The 13959-nt window shown below is 60.4% G+C and carries 16 protein-coding genes and 1 pseudogene; all 17 read left to right on the forward strand.

The genetic code is table 11. The features are described 5' to 3' along the window. Positions 1 to 220: pseudogene (locus DK261_RS07555) on the forward strand (serine O-acetyltransferase); the annotation flags it as partial. 281 nt (positions 221 to 501) lie between these two features. Then, positions 502 to 993 carry a Fe-S cluster assembly transcriptional regulator IscR gene (gene iscR, locus DK261_RS07560; protein WP_009045442.1) on the forward strand — a complete coding sequence of 164 codons (492 nt, stop codon included), beginning with the start codon at positions 502 to 504 and terminating at the stop codon, positions 991 to 993. A 50-nt stretch (positions 994 to 1043) separates the two neighbouring features. Then, complete coding sequence (locus tag DK261_RS07565) at positions 1044 to 2258, forward strand: IscS subfamily cysteine desulfurase (RefSeq protein ID WP_009050642.1); 1215 nt, start codon at positions 1044 to 1046, stop codon at positions 2256 to 2258. Positions 2259 to 2360: 102 nt separating this feature from the next. Further along, positions 2361 to 2747: a Fe-S cluster assembly scaffold IscU gene (gene iscU, locus DK261_RS07570; RefSeq protein WP_007929523.1), complete on the forward strand. Its 387-nt coding sequence runs from the start codon at positions 2361 to 2363 to the stop codon at positions 2745 to 2747. A gap of 47 nt (positions 2748 to 2794) precedes the next feature. Continuing rightward, complete coding sequence (gene iscA, locus DK261_RS07575; RefSeq protein ID WP_110175517.1) at positions 2795 to 3118, forward strand: iron-sulfur cluster assembly protein IscA; 324 nt, start codon at positions 2795 to 2797, stop codon at positions 3116 to 3118. An 8-nt stretch (positions 3119 to 3126) separates the two neighbouring features. Further along, positions 3127 to 3648, forward strand: coding sequence for a co-chaperone HscB (hscB, locus tag DK261_RS07580; protein ID WP_038576126.1), 522 nt, complete (start codon positions 3127 to 3129; stop codon positions 3646 to 3648). Positions 3649 to 3699: 51 nt separating this feature from the next. Further along, positions 3700 to 5562 carry a Fe-S protein assembly chaperone HscA gene (hscA, locus tag DK261_RS07585; RefSeq protein WP_038634899.1) on the forward strand — a complete coding sequence of 621 codons (1863 nt, stop codon included), beginning with the start codon at positions 3700 to 3702 and terminating at the stop codon, positions 5560 to 5562. Positions 5563 to 5565: 3 nt separating this feature from the next. Further along, a complete protein-coding gene (fdx, locus tag DK261_RS07590; RefSeq protein WP_007929527.1) occupies positions 5566 to 5907 on the forward strand; it encodes an ISC system 2Fe-2S type ferredoxin in 342 nt (113 codons plus the stop codon). A 14-nt stretch (positions 5908 to 5921) separates the two neighbouring features. Further along, positions 5922 to 6122: a Fe-S cluster assembly protein IscX gene (gene iscX, locus DK261_RS07595; RefSeq protein ID WP_007929528.1), complete on the forward strand. Its 201-nt coding sequence runs from the start codon at positions 5922 to 5924 to the stop codon at positions 6120 to 6122. 94 nt (positions 6123 to 6216) lie between these two features. After that, positions 6217 to 6642: a nucleoside-diphosphate kinase gene (ndk, locus tag DK261_RS07600; RefSeq protein WP_007929529.1), complete on the forward strand. Its 426-nt coding sequence runs from the start codon at positions 6217 to 6219 to the stop codon at positions 6640 to 6642. A 29-nt stretch (positions 6643 to 6671) separates the two neighbouring features. Then, positions 6672 to 7820: a 23S rRNA (adenine(2503)-C(2))-methyltransferase RlmN gene (gene rlmN, locus DK261_RS07605; protein ID WP_007929531.1), complete on the forward strand. Its 1149-nt coding sequence runs from the start codon at positions 6672 to 6674 to the stop codon at positions 7818 to 7820. A 12-nt stretch (positions 7821 to 7832) separates the two neighbouring features. Further along, the gene (gene pilW, locus DK261_RS07610) at positions 7833 to 8591 is read left to right on the forward strand and encodes a type IV pilus biogenesis/stability protein PilW (protein ID WP_016703488.1); all 759 of its coding nucleotides are present in this window, start codon (positions 7833 to 7835) and stop codon (positions 8589 to 8591) included. Next, the gene (locus DK261_RS07615; protein ID WP_110175518.1) at positions 8591 to 9616 is read left to right on the forward strand and encodes a RodZ family helix-turn-helix domain-containing protein; all 1026 of its coding nucleotides are present in this window, start codon (positions 8591 to 8593) and stop codon (positions 9614 to 9616) included. The genes pilW and DK261_RS07615 overlap by 1 nt, the downstream gene beginning before the upstream one ends. A gap of 3 nt (positions 9617 to 9619) precedes the next feature. Then, positions 9620 to 10729: a flavodoxin-dependent (E)-4-hydroxy-3-methylbut-2-enyl-diphosphate synthase gene (ispG, locus tag DK261_RS07620; protein WP_007929536.1), complete on the forward strand. Its 1110-nt coding sequence runs from the start codon at positions 9620 to 9622 to the stop codon at positions 10727 to 10729. Positions 10730 to 10766: 37 nt separating this feature from the next. Continuing rightward, positions 10767 to 12056, forward strand: a complete 1290-nt coding sequence (gene hisS, locus DK261_RS07625) for a histidine--tRNA ligase (RefSeq protein WP_009050637.1) — start codon at positions 10767 to 10769, stop codon at positions 12054 to 12056. 40 nt (positions 12057 to 12096) lie between these two features. Further along, entirely contained in the window at positions 12097 to 12738 is a 642-nt protein-coding gene (locus DK261_RS07630; protein WP_007929540.1) for a tetratricopeptide repeat protein, read from the forward strand. Beyond that, positions 12731 to 13882: an outer membrane protein assembly factor BamB gene (gene bamB / locus DK261_RS07635; protein WP_009050636.1), complete on the forward strand. Its 1152-nt coding sequence runs from the start codon at positions 12731 to 12733 to the stop codon at positions 13880 to 13882. The genes DK261_RS07630 and bamB overlap by 8 nt, the downstream gene beginning before the upstream one ends. Positions 13883 to 13959 lie beyond the last annotated feature (77 nt).

Here is a 13959-nt window from a genome sequence, read left to right on the forward strand (position 1 = left end):
CGGTTTCGACGCCTATGGTGTCAGCGAGGACATGCCGGACCCGGTGGCGCGGGCCATTGGCCAGTTGCTCGATCACCTGCAGGCTGTCGATGGGCGCCTGGAGGGTATGTGCGGGGCCTTGAAGGATCTGGGTAGCAACTACTGCGCCAAGGACCTGCCAGCGCTGCGCGATGAGGACTTCGCAGGCGTCAAGGACAAGGGCGACAGTCAGGTCGGTTGAGCCGTCCAGGCGCCTTGGCGTTGATCACGAGCAAGCTTGCTGCTGCAGAAGAGCGTTATGGTTTTTCTAAGGTGAGCTTGCTCGCCCCGAGTCCGAAAGGGCGCTGGCGACCCATTAGTCACCCGTCAAATCCAGGGCGTGCCATTACCCTGCAGACTTTGCTATGATTCGCGCGCTCTTTTGCGGGTAAACCTGACTAAAGTAGTAGGTCTTATAGTTGACTTAATTACTCGGGAATTGCATACTCGCTCCCATCCCGAAACACTCCGTGGTACTTGTCCATGCGACTGACTACAAAAGGCCGATACGCGGTAACTGCCATGCTTGACCTGGCGTTGCACGCGCAACATGGGCCGGTGTCCCTGGCCGATATCTCTGAGCGCCAAGGCATCTCCCTGTCCTATCTCGAACAGCTCTTCGCCAAGTTGCGCCGCAGCAATCTGGTGTCCAGCGTGCGTGGTCCAGGCGGTGGCTACCAGCTGTCGCGCGACATGCAAGGCATTCAGGTGGCCCAGGTGATCGATGCGGTGAACGAGTCGGTCGATGCAACCAAATGCCAGGGCCAGGGCGATTGCCATTCCGGCGACACCTGTCTGACCCACCACCTGTGGTGCGATCTGAGCCTGCAGATTCACGAATTTCTGAGCGGTATCAGCTTGGCTGACCTTGTGACTCGCCGTGAGGTGCAAGAAGTAGCCCAGCGTCAGGATCAGCGCCGCTGTAATGGCAAGGCGCAGCACCTGGACAAGATTGAAGCGTCCGCCGTCGAATGACAGCCAAAGAGCTAGCGGCACGCCAGCCAGCCTGATTTAGGAGAGAGTCCATGAAATTGCCGATTTACCTTGATTACTCAGCGACCACCCCGGTTGATCCGCGTGTCGCGCAAAAGATGAGTGAATGCCTGCTGGTCGACGGAAACTTCGGTAACCCGGCGTCCCGCTCCCACGTGTTCGGCTGGAAGGCCGAAGAGTCGGTGGAAAATGCCCGTCGCCAAGTGGCTGACCTGGTTAACGCCGACCCACGTGAAATTGTCTGGACCTCCGGTGCCACCGAGTCCGACAACCTGGCAATCAAGGGTGTCGCGCATTTCTACCACACCAAGGGCAAGCACCTGATCACCTCGAAGATCGAGCACAAGGCTGTCCTGGACACCATGCGCCAACTCGAGCGTGAAGGCTTCGAAGTCACCTACATCGAGCCTGGCGAAGACGGCCTGATCACTCCGGCCATGGTCGAAGCCGCCCTGCGCGACGACACCATCCTGGTGTCGATCATGCACGTGAACAACGAAATCGGCACCATCAACGACATCGCCGCCATCGGCGAGCTGACTCGTTCCAAAGGCATTCTGTTCCACGTCGACGCGGCTCAGTCCACCGGCAAGGTCGACATCGACCTGCAGGCGCTGAAAGTCGACCTGATGTCCTTCTCCGCCCACAAGACCTACGGTCCTAAAGGTATCGGCGCGCTGTACGTCAGCCGCAAGCCGCGGGTTCGCCTCGAGGCGACCATGCACGGCGGCGGTCACGAGCGCGGCATGCGTTCCGGCACCCTGGCTACCCACCAGATCGTTGGCATGGGCGAAGCCTTTCGTGTAGCCAAGGAAGACATGGCTGCCGAAAACCTGCGCATCAAGGCGTTGAGCGACCGCTTCTACAAGCAGGTCGAGCATCTGGAAGAGCTGTACATCAACGGCAGCATGACTGCTCGTGTACCGCACAACCTGAACCTGAGCTTCAACTACGTCGAAGGCGAGTCGCTGATCATGGCGCTCAAGGACCTGGCGGTTTCCTCCGGTTCGGCCTGCACCTCGGCTTCGCTGGAGCCTTCGTACGTACTGCGCGCCCTGGGCCGCAACGACGAACTGGCACACAGCTCGATCCGCTTCACCTTCGGCCGCTTCACCACCGAAGAAGAAATCGATTATGCCGCGCAGAAAGTCTGCGAGGCCGTGACCAAGCTGCGCGCTCTGTCGCCGCTGTGGGACATGTACAAAGACGGCGTCGATATCTCGAAGATCGAGTGGGCGGCACACTAAATATAGAAGCCGCCAGGTACAGCTCCTGTAGCGACGCGGCGACTGACGCAGGCGTAACTACAGGGGCTCAAGAGCGGCCCTGATGAGTGAGGATTAAGAATCATGGCTTACAGCGAAAAGGTCATCGACCACTACGAGAACCCGCGCAACGTCGGCAAAATGAACGCGGAAGATCCTGATGTCGGCACCGGCATGGTCGGCGCTCCGGCGTGCGGCGACGTGATGCGCCTGCAGATCAAGGTCAACGAGCAGGGCATCATCGAAGACGCCAAGTTCAAGACCTACGGTTGCGGTTCGGCTATCGCCTCCAGCTCCCTGGCTACCGAGTGGATGAAGGGCAAGACTCTGGATGAAGCAGAGACCATCAAGAACACTCAGCTGGCTGAAGAGCTGGCCCTGCCGCCAGTGAAAATCCACTGCTCGGTACTCGCCGAAGACGCCATCAAGGCCGCCGTTCGCGATTACAAGCAGAAGAAAGGCCTGATCTGATTCAGCGGATCAGCTTTCACAGATTGAGCGAAAAGTAAGGAGTCACGATGGCTATCAGCATGACAGAAGCGGCTGCTCAACACGTGCGACGCTCCCTCGACGGGCGCGGCAAAGGTGATGGGATTCGCCTGGGTGTTCGCACCACGGGCTGTTCCGGCCTTGCCTATGTCCTGGAGTTCGTCGACGAGATCGGTGAAGACGATCAGGTGTTCGAGAGTCATGGCGAGAAAGTGATCATTGATCCGAAAAGCCTGACCTACCTGGATGGCACCGAACTGGACTTCGTCAAGGAAGGGTTGAACGAAGGCTTCAAGTTCAACAACCCCAACGTGCGCGGTGAATGTGGCTGCGGCGAAAGCTTCAATATCTGAGGCTGCTCGTGGGTACTCCTTGTCATTTCGCTTTATTTGAGCTGCAACCGAGCTTCCGTCTGGATCTCGATCAGCTGGCCACGCGTTACCGTGAGTTGGCGCGTGCCGTTCATCCGGACCGCTTCGCTGACGCTTCCGAGCGTGAGCAGCGGCTGGCGCTGGAGCAATCCGCCAGCCTCAACGAGGCCTACCAGACCCTCAAGAGCCCTCCCAAGCGCGCGCGATACCTGCTCGCCATGGGCGGACATGAGCTGCCGCTGGAGGTCACGGTGCACGATCCGGAGTTCCTTCTGCAGCAGATGCAGTGGCGCGAAGAGCTCGAGGATCTGCAGGACGAGGCCGACCTGGCCGGTATTGCAGCCTTCAAGCGCCGCCTGAAAGTGGCCCAGGATGAATTGAACGAAAGCTTCGCAGCCTGTTGGGATGATGCTGCGCAACGCGAACAGGCCGAGCGCCTGATGCGGCGCATGCAGTTCCTCGACAAGCTCACCTACGAAGTGCGCCAGTTAGAAGAGCGCCTCGACGATTAACCCAGTGCCGCTCCGGTCGCACGCCTGATATTCAGATAAGTCCAGATAAACATGGCCCTACTGCAGATCGCCGAACCCGGCCAAAGTCCTCAACCGCACCAGCGTCGCCTGGCTGTGGGGATCGACTTGGGTACTACCAATTCGCTGGTCGCTGCCTTGCGCAGTGGTCTTTCCGAGCCGCTGGCCGACGCCAACGGGCAGGTCATCCTGCCGTCTGCCGTGCGTTATCACGCCGACCATGTCGAGGTGGGCGAGTCCGCCAGGCTGGCGGCGTCTGCCGACCCCTTGAACACTGTGCTGTCGGTCAAGCGCCTGATGGGGCGTGGTCTGTCCGACGTCAAGCAACTGGGCGAACAGCTGCCGTACCGCTTCGTCGACGGCGAGTCGCACATGCCGTTCATCGACACCATCCAGGGCCCGAAAAGCCCGGTGGAAGTCTCCGCCGACATCCTCAAGGTCTTGCGCCAGCGCGCCGAGTCGACCCTGGGTGGTGAGCTGGTGGGGGCGGTGATCACCGTTCCGGCCTATTTCGACGATGCGCAGCGTCAAGCGACCAAGGATGCGGCCAAGCTGGCCGGTCTCAACGTGTTGCGTCTGCTCAACGAGCCGACCGCGGCGGCCGTGGCCTATGGTCTGGATCAACACGCCGAAGGCGTGGTGGCCATTTATGACCTGGGTGGCGGGACCTTCGATATTTCCATTCTGCGCCTGACCGGCGGTGTCTTCGAAGTGCTGGCCACTGGTGGCGACAGCGCCCTGGGCGGAGACGATTTCGATCATGCGATCGCTGGCTGGATCATCGAGAGCGCCGGCCTGTCCGCCGATCTCGATCCGGGTAAGCAGCGCAATCTGCTGCAAATCGCTTGCGCCGCCAAGGAAGCGCTCACCAATGCCCCGTCGGTCGACGTGACCTATGGCTCCTGGTCGGCGCCGCTGACCCGTGAAGCTTTCGATGCCCTGATCGAGCCGATGGTGGCGCGCAGCCTCAAGGCTTGCCGTCGCGCCGTGCGTGATTCCAATGTCGAGCTGGAAGATGTCCAGGCGGTGGTCATGGTCGGCGGTTCGACCCGTGTTCCACGGGTTCGCGAAGCTGTCGCCGAAATGTTCGGTCGCCAGCCGCTGACCGAGATCGACCCGGATCAGGTGGTGGCCATTGGTGCTGCGATCCAGGCCGATACCCTGGCCGGCAACAAGCGCGATGGCGGCGAACTGCTGCTGCTTGATGTGATTCCACTGTCCCTGGGGCTGGAAACCATGGGCGGGCTGATGGAGAAGGTGATTCCGCGTAACACCACTATCCCCGTTGCCCGTGCCCAGGACTTCACCACTTACAAAGATGGCCAGTCGGCCATGATGATTCATGTATTGCAGGGCGAGCGCGAGCTGATCAGCGACTGCCGCTCCCTGGCGCGTTTCGAGCTGCGCGGTATTCCGGCCATGGTCGCCGGAGCGGCGAAGATCCGCGTGACCTTCCAGGTCGATGCCGACGGTCTGCTGAGCGTGTCCGCTCGCGAGCTGGGCTCGGGCGTCGAAGCCAGCATCCAGGTCAAGCCATCCTACGGCCTGACCGACGGCGAAATCGCCAGGATGCTCAAGGACTCCTTCCAGTACGCCAGCGACGACAAGGTCGCCCGCGTGCTGCGCGAGCAGCAGGTCGATGCCCAGCGTCTGATCGAAGCGGTGCAGGGCGCTCTGGAAGCAGACGGCGAGCGTCTGCTGGATGCCGAAGAGCGCATGGTCATCGAGTTGCAAATGCAGGAATTGAGTGAATTGATGCGTGGCACCGATGGTTACGCCATCGAGCAGCAGACCAAGCGTCTGTCGCAAGTGACCGATGCTTTTGCTGCCCGCCGCCTGGACTCGACGGTGAAAGCCGCTCTGGCGGGGCGCAATCTGAATGAAATCGAGGAATAACTGATGCCGCAGATCATTTTTCTGCCACACGCCGTGTTTTGCCCGGATGGCCTGGTTGTAGAGGCTGCACCGGGTACCTCGATTCTCGAAGTGGCCCATGACAACCACATCGAGATCGAGAGCGCCTGCGGCGGCGTCTGCGCCTGCACCACCTGCCACTGCATCATTCGCGAGGGTTTCGACTCGCTGAATGAAGCCGACGAGCTGGAAGAAGACCTGCTGGACAAGGCCTGGGGCCTGGAGGCGCAATCGCGTCTATCCTGTCAGGCAATCGTCGGCGAGGAAGACCTGACCGTCGAAATTCCGAAATACTCGCTCAACCATGCGGCCGAAGCGCCGCACTGATTCAAGGAATCATCATGAGTCTGAAATGGGTTGATGTGCTGGAAATCGCGATCCAGCTGGCTGAGTCCAAGCCGGATGTGGATCCGCGGTACGTAAACTTTGTCGATCTGCACCAATGGGTTCTGGCACTGCCGGAATTCAGCGACGATCCGGCTCGCGGTGGCGAGAAGGTTCTTGAAGCAATTCAGGCCGCCTGGATCGAAGAAGCAGACTGAGTCTGTCCCGTACGCAGTTAGGCAATCCCTATAAACCCGCGTATAATTCGCGGGTTTAATTTTTCGCTTTAATCACCGTTTCTGGAGTTACACCATGGCTGTTCAACGTACTTTCTCCATCATCAAGCCTGACGCTGTTGCAAAAAACGTCATCGGCGAGATCGTTACCCGTTTCGAAAAAGCTGGCCTGCGCGTTGTAGCTTCGAAAATGAAGCAACTGTCGAAAGCCGAAGCTGAAGGCTTCTACGCTGAGCACAGCGCTCGTGGTTTCTTCGGCGAGCTGGTTGCTTTCATGACTTCCGGTCCGGTTGTCGTTCAGGTTCTGGAAGGCGAAAACGCTATCGCTCTGAACCGTGAGCTGATGGGCGCTACCAACCCTAAAGAAGCTGCTGCCGGCACTATCCGTGCTGACTTCGCTGAATCCATCGACGCCAACGCCGTTCACGGTTCGGACTCCGAAGCCGCTGCTGCACGCGAAATCGCTTATTTCTTCGCTTCCACCGAAGTGACCACTCGCTAAGCCAAAGGCCCGTGAGTGAAGGTGAAACCATGACTACATCGACTGGCAAAACTAACCTGTTGGGTCTGACTCAACCGGAAATGGAAAAATTCTTCGACTCAATCGGGGAGAAGCGTTTCCGTGCCGGTCAGGTAATGAAATGGATTCACCACTTTGGCGTCGATGATTTCGACGCCATGACGAACGTCGGCAAGGCCTTGCGCGAAAAGCTCAAGGCCGTTGCCGAAATTCGTGGTCCGGAAGTGGTCAGCGAGGACATCTCCAGCGACGGCACCCGTAAATGGGTGGTGCGCGTGGCGTCCGGCAGCTGCGTCGAGACCGTTTACATTCCCCAGGGCAAACGCGGCACCTTGTGCGTTTCGTCCCAGGCAGGCTGTGCCCTGGACTGCAGTTTCTGCTCCACCGGCAAGCAAGGCTTCAATAGCAACCTCACCGCCGCGGAAGTCATCGGCCAGGTGTGGATTGCCAACAAATCCTTTGGCAGCGTCCCGGCGACCGTCGACCGTGCCATCACCAACGTGGTGATGATGGGCATGGGAGAACCGCTGCTGAACTTCGACAATGTCATCTCGGCCATGCACCTGATGATGGACGACCTGGGCTACGGCATCTCCAAGCGCCGCGTGACCCTGTCGACCTCCGGCGTGGTACCGATGATCGATGAGCTGGCCAAGCACATCGACGTCTCCCTGGCGTTGTCCCTGCACGCACCGAACGATGCGCTACGCAACCAGCTGGTACCGATCAACAAGAAGTACCCGCTGAAGATGCTGCTCGAATCCTGCCAGCGCTACATGTCGTCGCTGGGCGAGAAACGTGTGCTGACGATTGAGTACACGCTGCTCAAGGACGTCAATGATAAGGTTGAACACGCTGTTGAGATGATCGCGTTGCTCAAGGACATTCCTTGCAAGATCAACCTGATCCCGTTCAACCCGTTCCCGCATTCCGGTTACGAGCGGCCGAGCAACAACGCCATTCGCCGGTTCCAGGATCAACTGCATCACGCAGGCTTCAACGTCACCGTGCGTACCACGCGCGGCGAAGACATCGATGCGGCCTGTGGACAACTGGTCGGGCAGGTGCTGGATCGCACCCGTCGTAGCGAACGTTATATCGCCGTGCGCGAGTTGAGCGCCGACGCCGATATGCCGCAAAGCGCTGCGAATCGTACCTGAGAGAGGATCTCCATGACCTTGCGCGTCGCGCTGCTTCTGCTTTTTGTCAGCCTGTCGGCTGGCTGTGTTCTTTCTGGGGATTTCAACCCGATGAAGACAAGCAAGGGGCGGGACGAGGCGCGTGAGGCCTATGTCCAGCTGGGTCTGGGTTATCTGCAGCAAGGCATGACCGAGCGGGCGAAAGTGCCGCTGAAAAAGGCCTTGGAGCTGGACGAGTCCGACGCTGACGCCAATGCCGCCCTGGCACTGGTGTTCCAGGCTGAAATGGAGCCCGATCTGGCTGACCAGCATTACCGCAAGGCCCTGGCTGCGCGTCCCTCCGATGCCCGTATCCTGAACAACTACGGCAGTTTTCTCTTTGAAGAAAAACGTTACAAGGATGCTTATCAGCGCTTTGAACAGGCGGCTGCTGATACCCTGTACCCCGAGCGATCCCGAGTGTTCGAGAACCTTGGCATGACCGCCGCGATGTTGGGGGAGCGTGATCTGGCCCGGCAACACCTGGAAAAAGCCCTGCGCCTGAACCGCCAGCAGCCTCGTGCATTGCTGGAAATGGCTGAGTTGTCCTTCGAAGACAGGCATTATGTGCCCGCACGCGACTATTACGATCGTTTTAGCCTGCTGAGCGAGCAAAATGCACGTAGTCTATTGCTCGGCGTTCGGCTGGCAACGGTGTTTGAAGATCGCGACAAGGCCGCCAGTTACGGCCTGCAATTAAAACGACTCTATCCCGGTTCGCCGGAATATCAGCAATACCTGTCGGAGCAATGATGAAAGCGGCGCATCCCGAAGTTCTAGCAGCGACTCGCGTCAACCCCGGTGAGACCCTGCGTCAGGCCCGCGAAAGCAATGGTTGGTCGCTGGCTGAAGTGGCCCTCAAGCTCAATCTGACCGCCAGCTCGTTGAGCAACCTGGAAGCCGGTGCTTTCGACAAGCTGCCGGGGCATACCTTCGCTCGCGGTTATATCCGTGCCTATGCCAAGTTGCTGGGGATGGACCAGGCCGTTCTGGTCCAGGCCTTCGACCAATACACGGGCACCGATTCCCAGGGCAGCAATGTGCACAGCCTGGGCCGTATCGAAGAGCCGGTACGGGTCTCCCACACCATTTTGCGCATTGTCAGCCTGCTGCTGCTGATCGCAGTGATCGGCGGCGGCTTTATCTGGTGGCAGGATCAGACCTCGGTGCGCACCAAGGAGCTGATCAGTCTCAATCAGGAACACGTCGAAGTCGAAGGGGCCGACGGCACCACGCAGATTCATCCGATCGACGAACCGGAAGACCAGGCGGTCGTGGAAGGCCAGACCGAAGGCGAAACCGCCCTGGCCCTGCCTGAAACCCTGGCTCCAGGCCAGGCCCCAGCAAATGCCGCGGTCCCGGCGCCAAGCGCTCCGGCTGCCGCACCTGCTGCTCCGGTTGCTCCAGCTCCAGTGGTCGCGGCGCCGGCAACACCCGCGCCGAGCGCTCCGGCCGCGCCAGCCCCTGTAGCGCCAGTGGTCGCTGCATCGGCTGCCCCGGCAGCTCCAACTGCACCTGCCGCCGCGCCTGTAGCCGGCGCCGGTCAGGTACAGATCCAGTTCACAGCCGATTGCTGGACCCAGATCACCGATGGCAGCGGTAAAGTGCTGTTGAGTGGCCTGAAGCGCAAGGGTGAGACCGCCGATGTTTCCGGCAAGCCGCCATTTGCCGTGCGCCTGGGTTATGCCCGTGGCGCGCAGGTCAGCTACAACGGACAAGCGGTCGATGTGGCTCCGTTCACCAGTGGCGAGACTGCTCGCCTGAAGTTAGGTCAATAAGTCATGCACGGCGAATCTCCAATCAAACGTCGCGAGTCCCGCAAGATCTGGGTCGGCTCGGTACCCGTGGGTGGCGATGCCCCCATTGCCGTGCAGAGCATGACCAACAGCGACACCAACGATGTGGCGGCCACTGTGGCCCAGATCAACCGTCTGGAAGCCGCCGGCGTCGATATCGTGCGGGTTTCCGTACCGGACATGGACGCGGCCGAAGCCTTCGGCCGTATCAAGCAGCAGGTCAAGGTGCCGCTGGTTGCCGACATCCACTTCGACTACAAGATCGCCTTGCGCGTGGCCGAACTGGGTGTCGATTGCCTGCGGATCAACCCCGGCAACATCGGTCGTGAAGATCGCGTGCGTGCGGTGGTGGACGCGGCCCGTGATCGCGGGATCCCGATCCGTATCGGTGTCAACGCCGGCTCCCTGGAAAAGGACCTGCAGAAGAAATACGGCGAGCCCACCCCGGCTGCATTGGTGGAATCTGCCCTGCGTCACGTCGAGCACCTCGAGCGTCTGAACTTCAAGGACTTCAAGGTCAGTGTGAAAGCCTCCGACGTGTTCATGGCCGTCGAGGCCTATCGCCTGCTGGCCAAGGAAATCATCCAGCCGCTGCACCTGGGGATCACCGAAGCCGGTGGTTTGCGTTCAGGCACGGTGAAATCCGCCGTGGGCCTCGGTATGCTGCTGGCCGAAGGGATTGGCGATACTATTCGCATCTCGTTGGCGGCTGACCCGGTCGAAGAAGTGAAAGTCGGCTACGACATTCTCAAGTCCCTGCATCTGCGTTCCCGTGGCATCAACTTCATCGCCTGCCCGAGCTGCTCGCGGCAGAACTTCGATGTGGTCAAGACCATGAACGAACTGGAAGGGCGTCTCGAGGATCTGCTGGTGCCGCTGGACGTGGCGGTCATCGGTTGTGTGGTCAACGGTCCGGGCGAAGCCAAAGAGGCGCATATCGGCCTGACCGGCGGGACGCCGAACCTGATTTATATCGACGGCAAGCCGTCGCAGAAACTGACGAATGACAATCTTGTGGATCAACTGGAAAAGCTGATCCGCGAGAAGGCGGCCGAAAAGGTCGAAGCCGACGCAGCGCTGATCGCGCGCGGCTGAGCCCGACTGAAGAGCCGAACGAATTTAAGGATTTATAGTGAGCAAGTCTCTGCAAGCCATTCGTGGCATGAACGACATCCTGCCCGAGCAGACGCCCCTGTGGCGCTATTTCGAGGGCACCGTTGCACGTTTGCTGGATAACTACGGTTACAAGCAGATCCGTATGCCGATCGTCGAGTTCACCGAGCTGTTCAAGCGCTCCATCGGTGAAGTGACCGACATCGTCGAAAAAGAGATGTACACCTTCGACGACCGTAACGGCGACTCCCTGACCCTGCGTCCGGAAGGCACCGCGGCGTGCGTGCGCGCTGTGCTCGAGCATGGCATCACCGGCGGTGGCCAGGTGCAGAAACTCTGGTACATCGGCCCGATGTTCCGCCACGAGCGTCCGCAGAAAGGCCGTTATCGCCAGTTCCACCAGATCGGTTGCGAAGTCTTCAACCTCGACGGTCCGGACATCGACGCCGAACTGATCGTGTTGACCTGGCGCCTGTGGGGCGAGCTGGGTATCCGTGATGCGGTCAAGCTCGAACTGAACAGCCTGGGGACCGCCGAAGCCCGTGCGCGTTATCGCGATGCGCTGGTGACGTTCCTCTCGGCGCGCATGGACAGCCTGGACGAAGACAGCCAGCGCCGCCTGAAAACCAACCCGCTGCGCGTGCTCGACACCAAGAACCCGGATACTCAAGCCGTGCTGGTGGACGCGCCGAAGCTGGCCGACTACCTGGACGAAGAGTCCCGCGTGCACTTCGAGGGTCTCAAGGCCCGTCTGGATGCCGCCGGTATCCCTTATGTGATCAACCCGAAGCTGGTGCGCGGGCTGGATTACTACAGCAAGACCGTTTTCGAATGGGTCACCGACAAGCTCGGCGCCCAGGGCACCGTCTGTGCCGGTGGCCGTTACGACGGTCTGGTCGAGCAGATGGGCGGCAAGCCGACCCCGGGCGTTGGTTTTGCCATGGGCATCGAGCGTCTGGTGCTGCTGCTGGAAACCCTGGAGCAGATCCCGGAAGAGATCTCGCGTCAGGTCGACGTTTACCTCTGCGCCTTCGGGGAAGCTGCCGAACTGGCCGCACTGGCGCTGAGTGAGCGTGTTCGTGATCAATTGCCGAACCTGCGCCTGCAGATCAACGCCGGCGCCGGTAGCTTCAAGAGCCAGTTCAAGAAGGCCGACAAGAGCGGTGCGTTGTACGCACTGATCCTCGGTGACGACGAACTGGCCCAGCAAGTGGTAGGTTTCAAACCCCTGCGTGGCCAGGGCGAACAACAAAGCATTGCCTGGGATGCGCTCGCTGCACACCTGGCCACCTGCGTCGTGCAGGGTTGAAGCTGTCAAACAGCCGATTTAGCGAATAAGGAGTATTGGGGTGTCGAGTACCGAAGATGAACAACTGGCGGATTTGAAGGACTGGTGGCAGCGCAACGGCAAACCCCTGGTCACCGGCGGCCTGTTGGCGCTGGTCATCGTGTTCGGCTGGCAGGCCTGGCACAAGTATCAGAACAATCAGTCGCAAGGCGCCTCGATGCTCTATCAGCAATTGCTGGAGACCACGCTGACGCCTGACGGCAAGCCGGATGCAGCCCGTGTCGCAGACCTGGCCGGCAAGCTCAACAGCGAGTTCGGCGGTACTGCGTACGCGCAATACGGCAGCCTGTTCGTCGCCAAGGTGGCGGTCGACACCGGCAAGCTGGACGACGCGGCGACCGAACTCAAAGCCATCGCCGACAAGCCGGCCAACCCGACGCTGGGCGAGATCGCCCGTCAGCGCCTGGCCCAGGTCCTGGCGGCGCAGAACAAGGCAGATGAAGCGCTGAAGCTGCTCGAAGGCGATGCCGACAAGGCATTCCTGGCCACTCGCGAAGAGCTCAAGGGCGACCTGCTGGTCCAATTGGGCCGTACCGACGAAGCCCATGCTGCGTACGAAAAAGCCAAGGCTGCGCTGTCCGATGAAGCGGCAGTCGGTGGCCTACAAATCAAGCTGGACGACCTGGCCAAAGGGGATGCGTGACGTGATCCGTTGGAAACATGCAGCATTGCTGGCTCTGGCCGTTCTGGCCGCGGGTTGCAGCAGCAACAGCAAGAAAGAATTGCCACCTGCCGAACTGGTCGACTTCAAAGAAGAAGTGGTCCTGCAGAAACAGTGGAGCCGTTCGGTCGGTGACGGCCAGGGCGAAACCTACAACATGCTGGTTCCGGCGATCGACGGCAGCACCATCTACGCCGCCGACGTTACTGGCGTGGTAGAGGCGCTGGATCGCATGAACGGCGACGTCAAGTGGAAACAGGACCTGGAGTTGCCTGTGTCCGGTGCCGTTGGCGTGGGTTACGGCCTGGTCATGATCGGTACCCTCAAGGGCGAAGTAGTCGCCCTGGATGCTTCGAGCGGCGAAGAGAAGTGGCGTGCGCGGGTGACCAGTGAAGTACTGGCTCCGCCATCCACCAACGGCGATGTGGTTGTGGTCCAGACCCAGGATGACCGTGTGATCGGCCTCGACGCCGCCACCGGCAACCAGATGTGGGTCTATGACAGCACCCCGGCGGTACTGACCCTGCGTGGCACCAGTGCGCCAATCACCACCAACCGCCTGGCGGTCGCCGGTCTGTCGACCGGTAAAGTGGTGGCCCTGGATATCCGCAACGGCGTGCCAGTGTGGGAACAGCGCGTGGCCATTCCGCAAGGTCGTTCCGAGCTGGATCGTGTGGTCGACATCGACGGTGGCCTGCTGTTGTCCGGCGGCACCCTGTATGTCGCCAGCTACCAGGGTCGCGTAGCGGCGCTGGACCTGGAAAGCGGTCGTCCGCTCTGGCAGCGCGATGCTTCCAGCTATGCGGGTGTCGCTCAAGGTTTCGGCAGCGTCTATGTGAGCCTGTCTTCCGGCACAGTCGAAAGCGTCGACGAGCGTTCCACCACTGCACTGTGGAGCAACGACTCGCTGGCTCGCCGCCAACTGTCAGCCCCGGAAGTCTTCTCCAGCTACGTGGCGGTCGGTGACCTGGAAGGTTACCTGCACCTGCTGAGCCAGGTGGACGGTCGCTTCGTTGGCCGTGAGCGTATCGACAGCGATGGTCTGCGTGCGCGTCCGCTGGTGGTGGGCAACATGATTTATGTGTATGGCAACAGCGGCAAACTGGAAGCCCTGACCATCAAGTAATGGTTTGACTATGCTTGGGGTTGATCCCCAAGCGGCCTTGCCCCGGCAAGGTTCGCAGCACGCCATGTGCTGCCCCG

It is taken from the genome of Pseudomonas sp. RW409, assembly GCF_003184125.1.
GTDB lineage: Bacteria > Pseudomonadota > Gammaproteobacteria > Pseudomonadales > Pseudomonadaceae > Aquipseudomonas > Aquipseudomonas chlororaphis_I.